This window comes from Pseudacidovorax sp. RU35E, from assembly GCF_900156165.1.
Taxonomy (GTDB): domain Bacteria; phylum Pseudomonadota; class Gammaproteobacteria; order Burkholderiales; family Burkholderiaceae_C; genus Xenophilus.
In genome coordinates this window covers 252,681-271,650 of sequence record NZ_FTMY01000001.1, presented here as the reverse complement: position 1 = coordinate 271,650, position 18,970 = coordinate 252,681, and the positions used below count along the sequence as shown (strand labels likewise).

Below are 18,970 nucleotides of genomic sequence, written 5' to 3'. Positions count from 1 at the left end.
AGGTGCCGCGGACAATGGCCGGATGCCCCCTGCCCCCGCCTCGCCGGTGCCCGCCCAGGCCGCGGCGCCCGCCCATTACGAGAACTTCCCCGTCGCCTCGTGGCTGTGCCCGCCCCGGCTGCGGCCGCCGATTGCCGCCATCTACCACTTCGCCCGCACGGCCGACGACATTGCGGACGAGGGCAACGCCACGACCGATCAGCGGCTGGCGGAACTGGCCGCCTATGGCGCCGACCTGGACGCCGTCTTCGCGGGCACCGCAGCCTCGGCACGCTGGCCACAGGTCTTCGGGCCGCTTGCCCATGAAGTGCGCCGCTTCGCCCTGCCGCGCCACCTGCTGGCCGACCTGCTGGACGCCTTTGTCCAGGACATCGCCTACACCCGCGACCGCCGCGCCTATGCCGATCGCGCCGAGTTGCTGGACTACTGCCGCCGCTCTGCGGACCCCGTGGGCCGGCTGCTGCTGCATCTCTACGGGGTGAACGACGCCCGGGCGCTGCAGCAGAGCGACGCCATCTGCAGCGCCCTGCAGCTCATCAACTTCTGGCAGGACCTGAGCGTGGACCTGCCGCGCGGGCGCCTGTACCTGCCGCTCACGGACTGCGCCGCGCATGGGCTGCAGCGCGCCGACTTCGCCCGCTTCGCGCCGCTGGACAGTGCCGCACCGCCGCCCGCGGCCCTGGCGCTGGTCGCCGACGAGGTGCACTGGGCGCGCGCGTTGATGCTCGAGGGCGCGCCGCTGGTCCACCACCTGCCTGGGCGCATCGGCTGGGAGCTGCGCCTGGTGGTGCAGGGCGGACTGGCCATCCTCGACAAGATCGAGGCCCAGGACTTCGACAGCTTCCGCCAGCGGCCCACGGTCGGCAAGGCGGATGCGCCGCGACTGCTGTGGCGCGCGCTTCGAATGCGGGCCTGAGTCCCGGCAGGCGCAGCGCACCCATCGCGTCGAGCCGGCCGACCCGCCGCGCCGCACGGTCACGCGGCACCGTCATCCCGATCCCCGACAATCGCCGGCCCATGACCCGCGCCCCCCGAGCCGCCTGCGCCCAATGAGCACCCCCGAGCAATACGTCCAGGACAAGGCCGCCGCCTCGGGCAGCAGCTTCTATTACGCCTTCCTTTTCCTGCCGCCGGAGCGCCGCGCGGCCATCACCGCCTTCTATGCCTTCTGCCGCGAGGTGGACGATGTGGTCGACGAGGTGAGCGACCCTGGCGTGGCCGCCACCAAACTGGCCTGGTGGCACACCGAAGTGGCCCAGGCCTTCGCCGGCGAGCCACGCCATCCCGCGATGAAGGCCCTGATGCCGCATGCCGCCGCCTTCGGCATCGAGGCGGTGCAGCTGCAGCAGGTGATCGAAGGCTGCGAGATGGACCTCCAGCAGACGCGCTATCTCGACTTCCCTGGCCTGGCGCGCTATTGCCATCTGGTGGCCGGCGTGGTCGGCGAGGTGGCGGCGCGCATCTTCGGCCAGACCGACCCCGCCACCACCGCCTACGCCCACAAGCTGGGCCTGGCGCTGCAGCTGACCAACATCATCCGCGACGTCGGCGAGGACGCGCGGCGCGGCCGCATCTACCTGCCGGTCAACGAGCTGCAGCAGTTCGACGTCAAGGCGCACGAGGTGCTGGGCCGCGTGCACTCGGAGCGCTTCGTGGCGCTGATGCGCTTCCAGGCGCAGCGCGCGCATGCCGCCTACGACGAAGCACTGGCGCTGCTGCCGGCCGCCGACCGCCGCAGCCAGAAGCCCGGGCTGATGATGGCCAGCATCTACCGCACGCTGCTGAGCGAGATCGAGTCGGAAGACTTCAAGGTGCTGGACCAGCGCATCAGCCTGACGCCGCTGCGCAAGCTGTGGCTGGCGTGGAAGGTGCAGGCGCTGGGCCGGCTGTGAAGGCCACCCTGCCCTCGCGGTGCCGCGTGTCGCTGGACGCCGGGATGCCTGCGCCGCGTCGCAGGTCCGCATGAAGCTCGCCATCGTCGGAACCGGCTGGGCCGGCCTGGCCTGCGCCGTGGCCGCCACGCGGGACGGCGCCCACGTCACGCTCTTCGAAAGTGCCCGCCAGCTCGGCGGCCGCGCGCGCCGCGTCGAGGCCGACGGCCTGCCGCTGGACAACGGCCAGCACATCCTGATCGGCGCCTACACCGCCACGCTGGGCCTGATGCGCGAGCTGGGCATCGCGCCCGAGGCCGTGCTTCAGCGCCAGCCCCTTGACCTGCGTCATGCCGACGGGCGCGGGCTGCGTGTGCCCGCGGGTCTGCCGCCGCCACTGGACCTGGCCGTTGCCATCGCGACCACGCGCGGATGGACCTGGCGCGACAAGCTGTCGCTGCTGCGCACCGCCGGGCGCTGGCGTCGGGCCGGCTTCGCCTGCGATCCCGCCGCCACCGTGGCCGACCTGTGCCAGGAACTTGCGCCGGCCGTGCAGCAGCTGCTGGTCGAGCCGCTGTGCGTGTCCGCACTCAACACCCCCGTGCATGAGGCCAGTGGTTCCGTCTTCCTGCGCGTGCTGCGCGACGCCCTGTTCGGCGAACCGGGCGGCGCCGACCTGCTGCTGCCCCGCGTGGATTTGGGCGCACTGCTGCCCGACGCTGCGGCCACCTGGCTGGAAGCGCACGGTGCGGCGCTCCGCCTGGGGCGCCGCGTCGAAGCGCTCCTTTGGGATGGCGAGGAATGGCAGATCGACGGCGATGGCTTCGACCGCGTCGTGCTGGCGACCTCCGCATGGGAAGGCGCCCGGCTGGCCGCGCACCTTGCGCCCGATTGGGCGGCCACCGCACGGGCGATGGACCATGTGCCCATCGGCACGGTTTACGTGCGCCATGCGCCAGGGCTCGCGGAGGGGCCGCCGCTGCGTGCCCTGCATGCCGACGCCGATCAGCCGGCCCAGTTCGTCTTCGACCTGCAGCGCCTGCGCGGCCAGCCGGGCCTGGCCGCCTTCGTCTGCAGCGCGTGCAGGGCCGGGCGGGAGGCGCTCACCGCCCAGGTCCTGGCGCAAGCCGCCACGCAACTCGGTTGGCAGGGGCTCGAACCCGTGCTCACGGTGGTCGAGAAGCGCGCCACCTTCGCCTGCCGGCCGGGCCTGGTCCGGCCCGCGATGGTCGTGGCGCCGGGTCTGCTGGCCTGCGGCGACCACGTCGAAGGCCCCTACCCCGCCACGCTCGAAGGCGCGGTGCGCAGCGGGCTGGCTGCAGCAGCGGCGGCGCTTCAGTAGCCCCAGGTCAGCTTCTTCGACACCCAGCCCACGCGGCCGTGGCTGCTGCGCACCTTGAGCCAGTCGCCGCGGCTGCCCATCACGCGCAGCACCTCGCCGTACTCGGCCACGGCCAGAATGCGTGCCTTCAGGTTGGCGCTCGCACGGATGTTGAGCCGGCCGGCGGTGGACACCACATGCCGCTGGCGATTGGTGACCGAGCGTGCCACCCAGCTGCGATCGCCCTCGAAGTCGCGCACCTGCAACCAGCTGCCCTGGCGGCGCAGCACCTCGAGCGGGTAGCCGCGGTCGACGCTCCAGCGCGCCTCGTTCTTCGTGCCGGGGCCGGCACGCAGCATGGTCCCGTCGCGCGCAGCGCTGACCATCTCCCGGGCCCAGGCCGTCGACACGGTGGCCAGCATCAGCAGCAGCATCAGCAGGAGGGAGGGGGTCGAGCGGCGCAGGGAGCGGGTGAACATCATCGGAATCGGTCCTTTGTCGAAAAAAGCGGAAAGAAAAAAGAAAACGGCCGCGTTCCGGCGCGGCCGCCAGTGGGTGCGCCCCCGCGGCGCAAAGGTTCCCCGAAAAATCTGCGGGAATGCCCGCAGGCGCCGATCGCGCCTCAGCGCAGGTCGGACGAGGCGCCCAGCGCCAGGCACAGGGCGCGAAGGTCCGGCACGATCAGCTGAGGCCGGGCGCCTTCCGTCCAGGGCCGCTCGTCGCGCACCAGCCAGGCGGCCTGCATGCCCGCATTCAAAGCCCCGGTCACATCGAGCGCCGCGTCATCGCCCACATGCAGCACCTGCTCGGGCGCCACGTCCACCGACGCGGCCGCCGCATGGAAGATGGCTGCGTGCGGCTTGGCGATGCCGAATCGATAGGCGCTGAAGCCGCCACGGAACCAGCGGTCCACCCCGGTCAGGGCCAGATCGGCATTGCCATTGGAGACCGCCACCAGCGGATAGCGTGCGGCCAGCCAGTCCAGCGCCGGAGCCGCGTCCTCGTACAGCACCACGCGCTGGCGCTCGGCATAGAACACCTCGAAGGCGGGCTCGGCCAGGGCCGGGTCTTCGCCAGCACGGCGCAGGCCCATGCGGATCGATTCGCGCCGCAGCGCGGCCAGGTCGTGCGCGAGGTCGGAACGTTCCTTCTCGGTGGCGATGCGCAGGGCCCGCAGTTCGGCGGGCGAAGCCACCAACTCGGCCGTGCGTGGCGCATGCTGCTGCAGCCATTGGTGCAGAACGCCTTCGGCGCGCTCGATGGTCGGCCACACGGGCCACAGGGTGTCGTCCAGGTCCAGGGTGATGGCTGCGATGCGCTGCAAGTCCAGGCCGGCCGTGATTGTCTCGGGCATGCACCAGAATACCGCATGCCTTCTTCGTCCCCTTCCGCTGGCGCGGCCGTCCTCTGGTGCAACCTGGGCTCGCCGGCCGCCCCCACCGCCGCTGCCGTCCGGCCCTATCTGGCCCAGTTCCTGGGCGATCCGCGCGTGGTCGAGATCCCCCGCGCCGCCTGGCTGCCGATCCTGCACGGCATCATCCTGCGCGTGAGGCCGGCCAAGTCCGCGGCCAAGTACGCCAGCGTCTGGACGCCGCAGGGATCGCCGCTGGCCGTGCATACCGAGGCGCAGGCCCGGCTGCTCGGTGAGGGTCTCGCGCAGGCAGGGCATGGCCGGGTCCAGGTGCTGCACGCGATGCGCTATGGAGAGCCCTCGGTCGCCACCCGGCTTCAACAGCTGGCCGATGCAGGCATCCACCGTGTGCTGGTGCTGCAGGCCTACCCCCAGTACTCGGGCACCACCACGGCCAGCATGGTCGACGCCGTCAATGCCTGGTGCGGCCAGGCGCGTCGCGTGCCCGAACTTCGCTTCGTGGCCGACTACCACGACGATGCGGCCTACATCGACACCCTGGCCCGCAGCGTGGAGCGCCACTGGCAGGCCAACGGCCGCGGCGCCATGCTGGTGATGAGCTTCCACGGCATCCCAGCGCGCAACATCAAGCTGGGCGATCCGTACGAGCAGCAATGCCTGCGCACGGCCCAGTTGCTCGCCGCACGGCTGGGGCTTGCGCCCGACGCCTGGCGCGCCACCTTCCAGTCGCGCTTCGGTGCCGCCGAATGGCTGCAGCCCTACACCGAGCCCACCTTGCGCGAGCTGGCCAAGCAGGGCCTCAAGAGCGTGGACGTGATGTGCCCGGGCTTTCCGGCCGACTGCCTGGAGACGCTGGAAGAGATCGCCATGGAGGCCCGCGAGGCCTTCCTCGAATCGGGCGGCGAGGCCTTCCACTACATCCCCTGCCTGAACGAGGACCCGGACTGGATGGCCGCTCTGACGCAACTGGCCGAGCGGCATCTGCAGGGCTGGAAGACGCGCGGCTGACGCCCGGCGCAAACCCGGTCAGGTCAGTCGTCGCGGCCGGGCGGATGCAGCAAGGCAGGCCGTGCCACCTCAGCACGCGGCTGCGGACTGCGCCTGAACGCCCGCGAGGTGGCTGCGCAGCAGCTGCCACAGCCGCTGCGCCGGCTCGGTGAGCACGGCGTCCTGGCGACGCAACAGCCCGACGGGCCGCACCACGGTCGGCGCCTCCAACGGCCGCGTGAGCAATTCGCTGCCGCCCGCCGACTGCAGCGCCAGCCGGGGCAGCACGCCGATGCCCACGCCACCGCGCAGCAGGCCCAGCATCGAGGACAGGTGTTCGACCTCGTCGAACCAAGGCACGGCGATGCCCGCCGCCGCCAGCGCCGCATCCATCTGCTGGCGATTGGCGCTGGTGGAACGCAGCGCGACGACCCGGAAGGTACTGAGCACGCGCCAGGGCACACGCGCCAGCCGCTCCAGCGGGTGCCCCGGCGCGAAGGCGATGACGTAGGGATCGTCCACGCAATGCTCGGTGACGAGCGCCGGCCCGAGCCCGCTGAGCACGCCGATGCCGAACTCGGCCTCGCGTGCCATCACGGCCTGCGCCACGCGCTGACCGGTGTCGTCCCGCAGATGCAGCCTCAGCCTCGGGTATTCCTGCTGGAAGGCCTTGAGCACCGGCGGCATCACGGCATAGACCACCGTCGTGATGCAGGCCACGGCCAGCCGGCCGGACTCGCCGCGCGCACTGCCGCGCGCCTCCGAGACGGCCTCGTCCAGTTGCGCCAGCATCGGCCCGGCCTGTCGCACCAGATCCAGGCCCAGCGTCGTCAGGGCCACCTTGCGCGTCGTGCGCTCGACCAGCGGCCCATCGACCGCCAATTCCAGTTGCGCGATGCGCCGGCTGAAGGCGGGCTGCGTGATGTGGAGCTGGCCCGCGGCCCGCACGAAGCTGCCGCAGGCATGCAGCGCCACCAGGGCGCGCAGATCGTCGGTGCGGTAATTGATCGATGGCATGCATGAATCGCGCAAAAGAAAGCAATTTACCGAATGGATGGCACTTTCCACAATCCGGCCCCATCCCGTCCGACCCGATTGCGCCTGCGATGCCCGTCATCAAACTCTTCACCGCCCAAGCCGTGACCGTCGACACGGCCGAGGCCCTCGCCCAGGAGCTGGAGCTGCTGTGTACCGGCCCCCTGCGCGCCCAGCCTTCCGCCATCCAGATCGTGCTCATGCAGGCGGTCTCGCCGCGCGGCGCGGCGGTGCTGCTCGAAGCGCACTACCGTGACCAGCCCTACCGCGATGGGCAGGCACTCGCGGCCTTCATGGACGGGGCCGAGCAAGCGGTGCGGCGCCACCTGGGCACCGTGCCACGCATCCGCTGCTTTGCCATCGACCAGGCCACGCTGCACGCCCGCCACTGAAACGGCCCACAGATGTCCCACGCCTCACCCGCGCCTCTGCAGCTTCGGCAGATCACCAGCTTCTTCGTCGGCGGCGGCATCCGCAGCCTGAGCGGCCTGCCCGTCGAGCATCTGCGCTTCGCCCAGAACGGCCCGATGCGCGCCGTCGATCCGAACGGCGACTACATCAGCGGACAGATGTACGTCCAGGCCTATCTCCAGGCTGAGCCGCGGCATCCGCTGCCGGTGGTGCTGTGGCACGGCGGCGGCATGACCGGCGCCAACTGGGAAAGCACGCCGGACGGGCGGCCCGGATGGCTCGACCTCCTGCTGCGGGCCCGCTTCGACGTCTATGTCTGCGACGCAGTCGAGCGTGGTCGCGCGGGCTGGTCGCGCTGGCCCGAGATCTACACGCAGGCACCGCTGCACCGCACCCTGGACGAGGGCTGGGACATGTTCCGCATCGGCCCGGCCGAGGGCTACCGGACGCATGCACAGGGCCGGCGGGCACACGACGGCCAGCAGTTTCCGGTGGAGGCCTTCGATCGGTTCGCCGCCCAGTGGGTGCCGCGCTGGGCGGGCCATGAAGAAGCCACCCTGGCGGCCTACGGCGCCCTGCTCACCCGGATGGGACGTTGCATCGTCGTGGGGCACAGCCAGGGTGGCGGCTTTGCGCTGGAGGCCGCACGGCGCTGGCCCGGCCAGGTGGCCGCCGTCGCGGCGATCGAGCCCTCGGGCGCGCCCCGCCCCGACGCCCTGCCCGATCCCCCTGTATCCCTGCCGCCCCATCTGTGCATGTGGGGCGACTTCCTGGCGTTGCACCCGATCTGGCTGCGCTACCGCGAGAACGTGGATGCCTACTGCCGCGCGCTCCAGTCGGCGCAGGTGCGCGTCGACCGCTGCGATCTGCCGGCCGAAGGGCTGCATGGCAACTCGCACTTTCCCATGATGGATCGCAATTCCGACGCCGTGGGCCGACGCCTGCTGGACTGGCTCGAAGCCTGCACCGCGGCCTGATCCCGCCTTTTCCCGATGGAGACAACCAGACCATGACCCGCCGCTCCTTCCTGCGCGCCGCCTGCTCGGCCGCCGCGCTGCCCGCCTTCCTGCCATGGGCCGCCCATGCGGAAGGCATGGCCGCCTGGCCCACCAAACCGATCCGCGTGATCGTTCCGTTCGGCGCCGGATCCGGCAACGACATCGTCGCCAGGCTCGTCGGAGATCCGCTGAGTCGCGCGCTGGGCCAGGCAGTGATCATCGACAACCGCGTGGGGGCCAATGGCTCCATCGGCGCCGAGGCCGTGGCCCGCGCGCCCGCCGATGGCTACACGCTGTTCGTCACCACCAACACGACGCAGGCGGCCAATCCCTCGCTCATGAAGCGGCTGGGCTACGACCCCGTCAAAGATTTCGCGCCCATCGGCCGCATCGCCAATACGCCGGCCCTGCTGGTGGTGAATCCCGCGCTGCCGGTGCGCACGGTGCCGGAGCTCATCGCCCTGGCCAAGTCCCGGCCGGGCAAGCTGACCTATGCGTCGGGCAGCGCGGGCACCTTGGTGCCAGGCGCCATGCTCACCAGCATGGCCGGCATCGACATGCTGCACGTGCCGTACAAGACCATTCCGCAGGCGCTCAACGACGTGGTGGCTGGCCAGGTGGATCTGATGTTCACCGACATGGCCACCGGCACGCCGCAGGTGCGCGCCGGAAAAGTGCGCGCCCTGGGCGTGAGCAGCCTGGAACGCGTCACCGTGCTGCCCGAGGTGCCGACCATCGCCCAGACGCTCAAGGGCTTCGAACTGCTGGCCTGGTACGCGATGTATGCGCCGGCCGGCACGCCCGCTCCGGTCATCGACCGGCTCGCCCGGGAACTACGCCGTGCCGTCGACAACCCCGCCCTGCGCGAGCGCTTTGCCGCCCTCGGCCTCCAGCCCGTCTCCAGCACGCCACAGGAGCTGGCGGACTTCGGCCGCAGCGAACTGGCGCGCTGGACGCAGTTGATCCGCAGCGCCGGCATCGAGCCGGAGTGAGACGCCGGCCGTCCGGCACATGGCCACGCCGCCGACGGCGGGCCTCGCTCAACCGGGCAGCCGCAGCCCCGACAGTGCGCGGTCCAGCTTGATGAGCCAGACACGCGTGGGGCGCTCCAGGTCGCTGCCGCGCGTGATGCGGGCCTTGACCACACCGGCCGGGCAGCCGCTGACGATGTTGCCGCTGGCATCGAAGGTGCAGTCCTCGACGCTGCCATCGACCTTGTTGCCGTTGGCGTCCAGCAGCACCGTGGACAGGCCGAAGTCGTCGTCGTTGACCAGGGCCAGCGTGTTGTCGTCCACCAGGGCCAGGCCTTCGGCCTTCTCCGCCAGCCAGCCCAGCGCGTTCAAGTCCAGCAGCTCGGTCTTTTTCATCGTGACCACGTTGGCGTAGTTGACGCCGTTCGAGGCGGCCTGCGTGATGCTGCTGATCTCCAGGTTCTCATCCATCGCCGCGATGTCGGTGGCAGCAGCCGGCAGCTCGACCAGCATCAGCTTGTTCATGACCTTGCCGTCGCTCTTGCGCGCGCCCTGCTCGATGACGATGAAGCGGCCGTTGCCCAGGCTCACCACGTCGCCCAGCTTGGCGTTGCCGGTGCGGTCCTTGTCGTAGGCCAAGCCGTCGATGGGATAGGCGTAGGACTTCGAGGTCTCCGTCGCCGGATCGAATTCCACCCAGCGCGCGAACTTCGCGATATGGCGCACGTCGGTGCTGCTGCCGCCCGGCGGCTTGGCCTTGAGCGACTTGCCGCTGCCGTCCTTCGGATCGATCGGGCTCTGCAGGAAGCCGTGCAGGCGGCCCGTGGCCGCGTCCAGCGTCAGACCTTCCATGCCGCGGTTCAGACGGCGTTTGGCGAAGATGGCCGGCAGTCCGTTGCCCGGCGCGTACTTCTTCTCGATCACGCCGGTGGCGATGTTGACGCGGGCCACGAAGGGGCCGTACTCGTCGCTGGTCCACAGCACGTTGCGGGCCTTGTCGTAGACCATCGATTCGGGGTCGAGGCCGTTGGCATCGAAGCCCGATTTGGCGGCATCGAAGACGTAGGTATCGGTGAGCGGGATCTCGCCGGTGGAGCCCACGCTGCCCGCCTTGGGCGGCAGGCCCGTGACCTTGGTCTGTGCATCCACACGCAGGGCCGTGCTCGATGCCAGCACGGCACCGTTCTTGCCGACACGCACGAGGCCGAAGCTGGGCGTGAACGACGGCGCAGGGAACACCTTGCTCACGCTGGTCGCGCCGCCCGTGTCGCCAGGCACCGGCACCGTGGGACCATCGCCGTTGGGACCGCGGTCCGTCACGGCGTAGAACTCCAGCGTGCCGTCGTCGGTCTTGCCCTTGAAGGCCAGGCCCGAGCCATAGGCCGGCAGAAAGCCCATCGGGAAGTCGGCCTTCACGGCGGCCTGCGCGCCTTCGTAGGGCACGTAGTACTTGGCGTCTGCCTGCAGCTGGTAGCGGGTCACGCTGATGCCAAGCGTGCCGAGGGCATTGGTCTGGCTGGCGCTGGTCGCGATGGGCGTGCCCGCCGCCGAAGCCAGCGTGTTCTCGAAATGCTCGCGCGCCAGCAGGCGGCGACTGTCGTCCACGGTGCGCGCAGACCACGGTGCCGGGAGCGCGACCAGCAGCGCTTGCAGCGCGGTGTTGAAGGCAGCAGGTGCAGCCGAGAAGTCGAGCGCGCCAGCCCGGAGGCGGGCCTTGAGCTCGGACGTCAGGCGGATGCCGTTGGACGGATCGCCGTCGTCATCGAGCGACTGCAATGCCAGCAGGCGGTTGACCACGGCATCGGCCTGGAGGCCTGCGGCGCTGTTGGCCTGGCCGGCGAGGGTCAGCGGCGTGACGATGGTGCCGCAGGACGCACTGCCCAGGTCGAGCGCACCGGCGCGGAAGCGCACCACATCGCCTGGCTTGCACTGGAAGCGGCCCTGCGCATCGGTCTGTGCGATGGTCGCGCTGCCAGCCTGGTAGTCGAGGCCCTCGACCGCTGCGTCGAGGAAGACGCCGGTGGTGGTGCCTGTCGCCGGAGCCGTGCTGGCGCCGGTGCCATTGCCCGGGGATGTGCCGCTGCCGCTGCCCGACGAGGTGCCAGCGAAGGGCACCCAGTTGCTGTTGCTGCCGCCGCCACCGCAGGCTGCCAGCAGCAGGCTCGTCCCCGCCACGGCCGCCCAGCCCCTCATCGCATGTCGTGTTCTCTTGCGCATCTTCATCCGTCGTTGTCGCCTGCGCACCGTGCGTCAGGCGGCCCCGATTGGCGCTCAGGGCTGTGACGGATTCATGACGCCAGCCACGCAACGCCGCGGGCTACGGCGCGGGACCGGATTCAGATGGCGAGCAGGACGTCGCCCTTGACGGGCCGCAGGCCGAGTCGGCCCGGCGAGGTGTACTGCTGGCGGTACTCCTCGAAGGGCATCGTGTCGCTGGCTTCGATCTGTTGCTGCACCTGGACGGAGTCGGCGCTCATGGCCTCGTAGCGTGCCTGCTGCTCGGGGGTCCAGGGCATGTCCAGCAACGCCCTCTGCGCCTGGCGCGAGCGCTCGATCACGAAGCCGGTGAAGGAATCCGCATGCGAGGCCGCCATGGCCTGCAGCACGCGGGCCGACGGCAGGGTGTCGGGCAGAGCCAGCGACTGGACAGCCGCCTCGACCGCGCGCGCATGCGCATCGCCGCCGCCGAGGGCTGCATCCATGGCCTCGGCGATGGGCCGGCATTCGGCCAGGATCTCGCGGCCCCAGTCGGTCAGCAGCACTTCCTGCCCACCACGGCGCAGCGTCAGGCCAGGCTCGCGTCCGGACTCGGCCACCAGGTGCTGGTTGTGCTTCATCTCGACGATCTCTTCGCGGCTGTCTGGCGGGCTCTCCCGCAACAGGCACTGCAGCAGGAAGACGTCCAGGAAGCGCATGGTCTGCGCGCTGATGCCCACCGGCTCGAACGGGTCGAGGTCCATCAGCCGCACCTCGACGTACTCGACGCCGCGCTCGCGCAGCGCATGCAGCGGACGTTCGCCGGGGAAGATGACGCGCTTGGGCCGGATCGAGCCGTAGAACTCGTTCTCGATCTGCAGCAGCGTGGTGGCGAGCTGGTTGTATTCGCCACCCAGATTGCGCACGCCGATGGCCTCATAGGGCGCATAGGGGCGCGTCAGCGCATCGGCCAGCGAGGCACCGTAGCCGTCCAGGCCGTTGTAGCTGACGAACAGCGAAGCCTGCGCCTCGCTCTGGTAGCCCAGGCGGCCCATGCGCAGCGAGGTCGCATGGGGCTTGTGCATGGTGTATTCGCCGATCGGGTCGAGCGCATGCGGACGCCCTTCGACGAAGCTCGCGCACACGGCCGGCGAGGCGCCGAACAGCACCAGCAGCAGGAAGGCCTGTCGACGGAAGTTGCGGATCAGCGCGAAGTAGTCCTCGCTGGACACCTCGGGCATGGACCAGTTGTAGTGGATGCCGGAGATGGTCTGCATGCGCCGGCCATAGCGATGGCCCAGGCCCATTCGATAGACGCTCTTGGCGCGCCCGACGTTGGAGGTGCCGTAGCGCCCCAGGGGAATGGTCTCGTCCGACGGCAGGCCACAGGGCATGCTGGACACCCACATCGTCTCGTCGCCGCCGGCCTCGCGAAGCGCACGGTAGGTGAACTGGTGCACCTCGGTCAGTTCGGCAACGCAGGCGTCGACGTCGGCATGCACGCCGGTGATCAGTTCCAGCTGGGATTCGCTGAAGTCGGTGGTGATGTGGGGATGCGTGAGCGCGCTGCCCAGCGCGGCGGGATGCGGCGTGAGGGCGAGCTTGCCATCGGGCTGCGCGCGCAGGCTTTCCTTCTCGATGCCGCGACGGATGCCCTGGATCCGGGTCGGCGCCAGGCCGCCCAGACGTTGTTGAAGTCTGTTCATGTGCATCGTCTCAAATCTGGGGTTCGGGCGGACGGTAACACCGGCCGCGCAGTCCTGCCGCCGAGGGTCCTCTCACCCTTTTCAGGGCCCCTCGTCCTCGTGCGGCAGCAGGCTCGACTCAGGCCAGAACGCGCTGCAGGAAGGCAGCGATGTCGGCGATCTCTTCCATGCACACGGTGTGCTCCATGGGATAGGCATGCCACTCCACCGCATGGCCCAGGCCCTGCAGCGTGTCGCGCGCAAGCTCGGCGCGCGGCAGCACCACGACGTTGTCCCGCGTGCCATGGGCCAGGAAGATCGGCGTGGCGTGGTTGGCCGCGTGACGCTCGGTGGCGGTGCGATCCGCCAGCGGCAGATAGCCCGACAGACCCACGATGCCGGCCAGTGGCGAGGCATGGCGCAGGCCGGTGAGCAGCGCCATCGCGCAGCCCTGCGAGAAGCCGGCGATCACCGTGCGCTCGCTGGGAATGCCACGCTCGCGCTCACGGGCGAGCAGCTCCTCGATGGCCGCCATGGACTGGCGCAGCCCCGCCTCGTCCTCGGGCCTGCCCGGGCCCAGGATGTCGTACCACGCCGGCATGACATAGCCGCCGTTGATGGTCACCGGCCGCACCGGCGCATTCGGAAAGACGAAACGCACAGGGCCGACGCCCGCCAGCGCGCCTTGCATCTCGCGGACGATGGGCACGAAGTCGTTGCCGTCGGCCCCCAGCCCGTGCATCAGCATCACGGTGGCGCGGGGATCGGGGCCGGTCTCGATTTCGACGGGCGGGCGGGAGGCAGTGGTGGTCATGGGGTGGCCTGTTGTCGGCAGCGGTTGATGTTCTCGGCCAGGCGAGGCGCCGGCGATGGCTGGCAGCCCTCGGCCGCTGGCAGCATGCGGCACAGGCCCACGACGTGCAGATCGGCGATCGCGTCGGTGCAGGCAGCGTAGGGCGCCAGGGCCGGATTGGCGTGGCTCTTGAAGTCCCAGGCCTCGGTGAAGGCCAGCGTCCGGCCCATCGACACCTCGAACTGATCGCGGTCGCGCTCCACCACTGCGCGGTCGATCGCGGCCTGCTCGGCCTGCAGCAGCCGCAGCGCGGCAGCCGGAAAGTCGCGCGGATCGGCCTGCGCGCGGGCAGGCGGTGCCCAGCCGAGGGCGATGCAGGCCAGCAGGCAAAGGCTGGCCCAGGCGACAGCTGGCGCAGTGCGCCGGAAGCGGAGGAAGTTCATGCTTGGAGGGCTGAGCGCGAGGGGCGCCGCCGGGCGATTGGAGCGCAATCCGGCCAGCCGTGCAGGGCTGTCACCGGAGAAGGTCGGCGCGAGGCGCCACAATACGGGGTTTCGCATTTTTCTCAAATCGTCCAGCAAGGAGTACACACCATGGGCAACAAGATCGTCACCGAAGCCGACCGCAAGGCCACCAAGCCCCTGCCGGGCGCCCTCGTCATGCGCAGCGGCGGCGGACAGAAGCGCAGCCTCGAGCGCGGCACCGCCACCCGCAGCAAGAAGAACCCGGGCAAGCGCGCCCACCAGGGCTGATCGGCCTGCCAGGCAGGCGAAGGCGCGGCGAGTCCGCGCTTTTTTTCGTCCGCACGGCGCCCGCCCGTACTACGGAGACGCCATTCCATGGCCAAGAAGAACGATGACCAGATGCTGATGCGCGGCGCCATGTGCGCCGTCGTCGGCGTGGTGGTGCTGCTGGCACCCATTTGGCTGAAGTCACCCGGTTGGCGCGAGATGGTCGGCGGCGCGCAGACCGTCGGCTGGTTCGCGCTGATCCTGGGCGTCGCACTGATGGGCGTGGCGCTGTGGCGCCGACGCCGCTGAGCGTCCCGCATCCATCCGCCAGCACCCCGAGGGCTCACGACGGGCGCTTGAGCCGCTTGACGGCCTCGACCACCGCCAGGACGACGATGCCGGCCACGATGCCGACGGCCGCGTTGGCCACCAGGCCCAGCAGGGTGCCACCGACGCCACCGATCTGGTGAGCCCAGCCCCCCACCGCATGCGCGACGGCGGGCACCCCATGCACCAGGATGCCGCCACCCACGAGAAACATGGCGGCGGTACCCAGCACCGACAGCGCCTTCATCAGCCACGGGGCCATGCCCACCAGGCCGCGCCCGACGACACGCGACAGCGCACCGGAGCGGCGGCTGAGCCACAGGCCCAGGTCGTCCAGCTTGACGATGCCGGCCACCAGGCCATAGACACCCACCGTCATGACCACGGCGATGAGGGCCAGTACCGTCAGCTGCGTCAGGAAGGGCTGCCCTTCCACCGCGCCCAGCGTGATCACGATGATCTCGGCCGAGAGGATGAAGTCGGTGCGGATCGCGCCCTTGATCTTGTCCTTCTCCATCTGGGCTGGATCGGCGCCGCCTTCGACCATGGCCTGCACTTGCGCCCGCCGCGCCTCGGCATCCTCGCCCTTGTGCAGGAACTTGTGGGCCAGCTTCTCGACCCCTTCGAAGCACAGGAAGGCGCCGCCCACCATCAGCAAAGGCGTGATCAGCCAGGGCAGCCACGACGCGATCGCGAGCGCCGCCGGCACCAGGATGGCCTTGTTGAACAATGATCCCTTGGCCACGCCCCAGACCACCGGCAGCTCGCGGTTGGCGTTCACGCCCGTCACCTGCTGGGCGTTGAGCGCCAGGTCGTCGCCCAGCACGCCGGCGGTCTTCTTGGCCGCCACCTTGGTGAGCACCGACACGTCGTCGAGCACGGTGGCGATGTCGTCGAGCAGCAGGAGGAGACTGGAGGCCATGCGGGGAGTTCTCGGTCGGGGGCACAGCGCAAGATCGCTACGCGCGAGAGGCTAAGGGCCGCGAAGCCGGGCCGGCGTCAGCGCAGAGGTCAACCCAGCGTGCGCTTCAGCCGCACTTCCTCGATGCGCACGGTGCTGTTGAGCGCCGTCGTCTTGGCGGTCTTCATGTCGCGCTTGAAGCCGACCTGGTGCTCGAAGAAGTTGAGGGCGCGCTCGTTGCGCAGCGGCACCCAGGCGGTGACGGTGGTGCAGCCCTCGTCCTCCAGGCCTTCGGTGGCGGCATCCCACAACTGCAGGGCTACGCCCTTGCCCCAGTGGTCGGGATGCACGTACAGGGCCCAGATCTCGCCGGTGGTGGGCGGCGTCTTGGGATCGCGCGAGCGATCGAAGCCGACGAAGCCGACCACCTGGTCGCCCTGCACGGCCACCAGCACCTGCGGCTCGGCGAACTCGATGGCCTGGCGCCATTTGGCTTCGCGGGTGCCGGGTGCGACCAGCGCGTCGAGCTGGTCGTCGGGCACCAGGCCTTGATAGACGGCCCGGGCGGCGGCGGCGTGAATCTCGGCGATGGCGCGGGCGTCACGGGTTTCAGCGGGGCAGACTTCGTACGGAGACATTCAGAACTTCTAAAAAATCGGGCCGCCATTGTCGCCGCCCGGGCCAAGCATGGCGGCTCCTACACTGCGGCCCCGCTTCACTTGCTGCCATGTCCTACAGCATCGTCCTCCAACCCTCGGGGCTGCGCTTCACCGCAGAAGCCGGCCAAAGCCTGCTGCGCGCAGCCGAGGACGCCGGCGTGGTGCTGCCCAGTTCCTGCCGCAACGGCACTTGCCGCACCTGCCTGTGCCAGGTCCGTGAAGGCGAAGTGACGCACACCCTCGAGTGGCCTGGCGTCACCCGGGAGGAACGGGCCGAGGGCTGGATCCTGCCCTGCGTGGCCGAGGCGCGCAGCAACGCGGTGATCGACGCACCGCTGGCGGCCTCCTTCGACTGAACGGCCGCGACCTCAGCGGGCACCGCGGCGGTTCCAGGCCACCAACGCCAGCACCACGGCACCGGCGGCGACGCTCAGGTGCCCGCATGCCGCCACCAATCCGACGGCCCAGCCCCAGGTCTGGACGGCCATGGCCGCACCGAGCAGCAGCGCCGCGCTGCCTCCGAGGCGCAGCAATGCCGTGACAGGGGCTGCGAGCGATCGGCCGAACACTTCCTCCTGTTGCCGCGCCGTGGCCGCGGCCAGCAGCGCCAAGCCGGCACCCATCAACGCGGTGACGAGTCCGTGCATCACCGGCCCCCTTCCGCCGCCAGCCCATCCGCGCGCGACGGCGCAGCAGCAGCCCGGGCTGCCTGGCGGGGCCGCGGCAACCGCGCCTGATGCCGCATCGTGCGCAGCGCCAGCACCGCATGCAGGACGGCCAGGGCCCAAAGCGTCAACTCCATCCCGACGAACACGCTGTCACCCGCCTCCAGGCTCGCCAGCAGGTGGCGACCGGTCGTGATCCAGCTCAGCACCGGCAGCAGCGCGAGCATGGCAGCGGCGGTCCACAGCAGTTCGATCCAGGCGCGCCGTGCCGGCCGCAGCAGCGCCCACAGCAAGGTCGTTGCCCAGACGATGAAGAAGGCATGCACCTCCCATTCGGCACGCTGCGGCATGCCCAGAGGCAGCAGGCGGTTGGCCCACAGCATGCCCGCCATGGCGATGGACAGGCCGGCAATGGCCGCGATGTTCAGCCGCTCGACCAGCCAGAATCCGAAATGGGGACGCGCCGGGTCGGGCAGCCTGGCCCGGCGCTTGACGGTCCACATCACCAGGCCCGTGCCCACCATGGCCGTGCCCGCCAGGCTGACGAGGAAGTAGAGCCAGCGGGTCACGCTGTCGCTGAAGCGGCCCAGGTGCAGCGCGTACATCACACCGCGCGTCTCGGCGGCCGGGCCCACGCTGTCGCGCACCTCCAGCAGGCGGCCGCTTCGTCCCTCGAAAAGCATGTACTGCGGGCTGGTCGACACGCGGCCTTCGTCGCCGCGCGTGACCACCACGCGCGCCAAGGCATCGCCCGGGTTGGCGATGGTCACGCGACCCAGCCCGTCGACCCCCCACCGCGCCTGCGCCTGCCGCACCAAGCCGCCGATGGGCGCCAGCGCCGCCGCCTGACCGCTGGCCGCCTGCGGCTGCACGAAGGCGCTGGTCTGGGCCGTCAGCAACCGGCGCTCGGCCGGCGTCTTGAAGGCCGCCTGCTCGCCGAAGGGCATGTAGAGCAGCATCAGCGTCACCAGGCCCGTGTACGTGATCATGAGATGGAAGGGCAGCCCCAGCACCGACAGCACGTTGTGCGCGTCGAGCCAGGAGCGCTGCCCCTTGCCCCATCGGAAGGTGAAGAAGTCCGTGAAGATCTTCTTGTGCGTGATCACGCCGCTGACGATGGCCACCAGCATGAACATGGCGCAGATGCCGGCCAGCCAGCGCCCCCACAGAACCGGCATGTAATGGAACTGGAAGTGGAAGCGATAGAAGAACTCGCCGCCGCGCGTGTCGCGCGCCGCGACCACCCGGCCGGTGTGGGGGTCGAAGGTGGCGCTCTCGAAGGCGCGCCGGCCTTGAACCCCGGGCTTGCGCCAGAACGCGTCGACGAGCGGATTGCGGTCGTCGGGCAGCGCAAAGCTCCATTGCGGACTGTCGGCGGCGCGCGCCTGCAGGCCCGCCATCACGCGCTCGGCCACGGCGGCGGCGTCGGGCTGGTCGACCCGGTGGGGGACCTCCGGCCGCATCCACTGCGAGATCTCTTCCTTGAAGTAGCTCACCGTCCCGGTGAGGAACATGGCATAGAGCAGCCAGCCGACCAGCAGGCCGGCCCAGATGTGCAGGTCGGACATGCGCTGGCGAAGGCCGCGTGGGGTGGAGGCACGACCCTTCATCCGGCCGCTCCTGCGCGCCATACCGTGGCACTGGCCACCAGCAAGGGCAGCGCGGCGATCAGCAGTCCCATCCAGGCCCGCGTGGCGCTGCGCGCAGCGAAGGCCCAGATGACCGCCGCCGCGAACACGGCAAAGCTGGCCAGCGCGCCCCCCAGCACGCCCTGCGCGCGCGTGACCGGCAGCGCAAGTGCGGCCACGCTGGTGAGGGCGCCCAAGGCGTAGCCGCCGCCCACGGCCGCCACGATGCGCGACACCACAGGCCCGGCCTGCGAGGCGCGCGACAGCCACTGCTGGGCGAAGAGGACGGCGCCGCTCATGCGCACAGACCGGTCCGAGGACCGCAGGGGGCACGAGGCGGCAGGGCCGCTGAAATGGCTTGGCGATTGGCGAACATGGCCGGGGCTCCAGGCAAGATTGGCAAGTGCGCCGCTACACGC

22 protein-coding genes are annotated in these 18,970 nt (G+C 70.4%); 10 read left to right on the top strand and 12 right to left on the bottom strand.

All coding sequences use genetic code 11. The annotated features are described in order from the left end of the window. The first annotated feature begins 22 nt into the window (after positions 1–22). The 3 genes from hpnC (at position 23) to hpnE (ending at position 3,213) form a co-directional block, all read left to right on the top strand. Positions 23–916, top strand: a complete 894-nt coding sequence (gene hpnC / locus BXA03_RS01070) for a squalene synthase HpnC (RefSeq protein WP_076503339.1) — start codon at positions 23–25, stop codon at positions 914–916. A 133-nt stretch (positions 917–1,049) separates the two neighbouring features. Further along, positions 1,050–1,892 (top strand): presqualene diphosphate synthase HpnD, encoded by an 843-nt coding sequence (gene hpnD / locus BXA03_RS01065; RefSeq protein WP_076503338.1) that lies wholly within the window; start codon positions 1,050–1,052, stop codon positions 1,890–1,892. A gap of 70 nt (positions 1,893–1,962) precedes the next feature. Beyond that, on the top strand, positions 1,963–3,213 hold the full coding sequence (gene hpnE, locus BXA03_RS01060; RefSeq protein WP_076503337.1) for a hydroxysqualene dehydroxylase HpnE: 1,251 nt from the start codon (positions 1,963–1,965) through the stop codon (positions 3,211–3,213). Here hpnE and BXA03_RS01055 read toward each other — a convergent pair. Further along, positions 3,207–3,674, bottom strand: a complete 468-nt coding sequence (locus tag BXA03_RS01055; protein ID WP_076503336.1) for an SH3 domain-containing protein — start codon at positions 3,672–3,674, stop codon at positions 3,207–3,209. The genes hpnE and BXA03_RS01055 overlap by 7 nt on opposite strands. A gap of 140 nt (positions 3,675–3,814) precedes the next feature. Further along, complete coding sequence (locus BXA03_RS01050) at positions 3,815–4,546, bottom strand: HAD-IA family hydrolase (RefSeq protein ID WP_076503335.1); 732 nt, start codon at positions 4,544–4,546, stop codon at positions 3,815–3,817. Between the two features lie 15 nt (positions 4,547–4,561). On the opposite strand from BXA03_RS01050, the gene hemH reads away from it, so the two are divergent. Further along, complete coding sequence (gene hemH, locus BXA03_RS01045) at positions 4,562–5,572, top strand: ferrochelatase (RefSeq protein ID WP_076503334.1); 1,011 nt, start codon at positions 4,562–4,564, stop codon at positions 5,570–5,572. A 69-nt stretch (positions 5,573–5,641) separates the two neighbouring features. Here the strand turns inward: hemH and BXA03_RS01040 are convergent, their stop codons facing one another. Beyond that, positions 5,642–6,568 carry a LysR family transcriptional regulator gene (locus tag BXA03_RS01040; protein WP_076503659.1) on the bottom strand — a complete coding sequence of 309 codons (927 nt, stop codon included), beginning with the start codon at positions 6,566–6,568 and terminating at the stop codon, positions 5,642–5,644. Between the two features lie 89 nt (positions 6,569–6,657). Between BXA03_RS01040 and BXA03_RS01035 the strand changes: the two genes are divergently transcribed. Genes BXA03_RS01035 through BXA03_RS01025 form a run of 3 tightly spaced genes read left to right on the top strand, consistent with a single transcriptional unit; the run spans position 6,658 to position 8,987 of the window. Further along, positions 6,658–6,978 carry a hypothetical protein gene (locus BXA03_RS01035; protein WP_076503333.1) on the top strand — a complete coding sequence of 107 codons (321 nt, stop codon included), beginning with the start codon at positions 6,658–6,660 and terminating at the stop codon, positions 6,976–6,978. Between the two features lie 12 nt (positions 6,979–6,990). After that, on the top strand, positions 6,991–7,974 hold the full coding sequence (locus BXA03_RS01030) for an alpha/beta hydrolase (RefSeq protein WP_200803315.1): 984 nt from the start codon (positions 6,991–6,993) through the stop codon (positions 7,972–7,974). Between the two features lie 32 nt (positions 7,975–8,006). After that, positions 8,007–8,987, top strand: coding sequence for a Bug family tripartite tricarboxylate transporter substrate binding protein (locus BXA03_RS01025; RefSeq protein ID WP_076503332.1), 981 nt, complete (start codon positions 8,007–8,009; stop codon positions 8,985–8,987). A gap of 48 nt (positions 8,988–9,035) precedes the next feature. Here the strand turns inward: BXA03_RS01025 and BXA03_RS01020 are convergent, their stop codons facing one another. The 4 genes from BXA03_RS01020 to BXA03_RS01005 form a co-directional block, all read right to left on the bottom strand. After that, complete coding sequence (locus BXA03_RS01020; RefSeq protein ID WP_076503331.1) at positions 9,036–11,159, bottom strand: esterase-like activity of phytase family protein; 2,124 nt, start codon at positions 11,157–11,159, stop codon at positions 9,036–9,038. A gap of 143 nt (positions 11,160–11,302) precedes the next feature. Beyond that, complete coding sequence (gshA, locus tag BXA03_RS01015; RefSeq protein WP_076503330.1) at positions 11,303–12,868, bottom strand: glutamate--cysteine ligase; 1,566 nt, start codon at positions 12,866–12,868, stop codon at positions 11,303–11,305. 118 nt (positions 12,869–12,986) lie between these two features. After that, positions 12,987–13,661, bottom strand: a complete 675-nt coding sequence (locus BXA03_RS01010) for an alpha/beta hydrolase (protein ID WP_076503329.1) — start codon at positions 13,659–13,661, stop codon at positions 12,987–12,989. Beyond that, positions 13,658–14,083: a hypothetical protein gene (locus BXA03_RS01005; protein ID WP_076503328.1), complete on the bottom strand. Its 426-nt coding sequence runs from the start codon at positions 14,081–14,083 to the stop codon at positions 13,658–13,660. Before BXA03_RS01005 ends, BXA03_RS01010 begins: the two co-directional genes overlap by 4 nt. A gap of 150 nt (positions 14,084–14,233) precedes the next feature. Here BXA03_RS01005 and BXA03_RS26960 point away from each other — a divergent pair, with 150 nt between their 5' ends. Together BXA03_RS26960 and BXA03_RS01000 are read left to right on the top strand one after the other, a co-directional pair. Next, complete coding sequence (locus BXA03_RS26960; protein ID WP_200803314.1) at positions 14,234–14,392, top strand: hypothetical protein; 159 nt, start codon at positions 14,234–14,236, stop codon at positions 14,390–14,392. 87 nt (positions 14,393–14,479) lie between these two features. Then, complete coding sequence (locus BXA03_RS01000; RefSeq protein WP_076503327.1) at positions 14,480–14,680, top strand: hypothetical protein; 201 nt, start codon at positions 14,480–14,482, stop codon at positions 14,678–14,680. A gap of 34 nt (positions 14,681–14,714) precedes the next feature. On the opposite strand, the gene BXA03_RS00995 is transcribed toward BXA03_RS01000, so the two are convergent. Continuing rightward, positions 14,715–15,620, bottom strand: coding sequence for a DUF808 domain-containing protein (locus tag BXA03_RS00995; RefSeq protein ID WP_076503326.1), 906 nt, complete (start codon positions 15,618–15,620; stop codon positions 14,715–14,717). An 89-nt stretch (positions 15,621–15,709) separates the two neighbouring features. Next, a complete protein-coding gene (locus BXA03_RS00990; protein WP_017759938.1) occupies positions 15,710–16,237 on the bottom strand; it encodes a GNAT family N-acetyltransferase in 528 nt (175 codons plus the stop codon). Positions 16,238–16,326: 89 nt separating this feature from the next. Between BXA03_RS00990 and BXA03_RS00985 the strand changes: the two genes are divergently transcribed. Then, complete coding sequence (locus BXA03_RS00985; RefSeq protein WP_076503325.1) at positions 16,327–16,614, top strand: 2Fe-2S iron-sulfur cluster-binding protein; 288 nt, start codon at positions 16,327–16,329, stop codon at positions 16,612–16,614. 12 nt (positions 16,615–16,626) lie between these two features. On the opposite strand, the gene BXA03_RS00980 is transcribed toward BXA03_RS00985, so the two are convergent. The 3 genes from BXA03_RS00980 to BXA03_RS00970 are packed head-to-tail and all read right to left on the bottom strand — an operon-like array spanning position 16,627 to position 18,850. Then, positions 16,627–16,905: a DUF3325 family protein gene (locus tag BXA03_RS00980; RefSeq protein ID WP_076503324.1), complete on the bottom strand. Its 279-nt coding sequence runs from the start codon at positions 16,903–16,905 to the stop codon at positions 16,627–16,629. Continuing rightward, positions 16,905–18,533, bottom strand: coding sequence for a PepSY-associated TM helix domain-containing protein (locus BXA03_RS00975; RefSeq protein ID WP_076503323.1), 1,629 nt, complete (start codon positions 18,531–18,533; stop codon positions 16,905–16,907). The genes BXA03_RS00980 and BXA03_RS00975 overlap by 1 nt, the downstream gene beginning before the upstream one ends. Further along, positions 18,530–18,850: a DUF3649 domain-containing protein gene (locus tag BXA03_RS00970; RefSeq protein WP_076503322.1), complete on the bottom strand. Its 321-nt coding sequence runs from the start codon at positions 18,848–18,850 to the stop codon at positions 18,530–18,532. Before BXA03_RS00970 ends, BXA03_RS00975 begins: the two co-directional genes overlap by 4 nt. Positions 18,851–18,970: the final 120 nt, after the last annotated feature.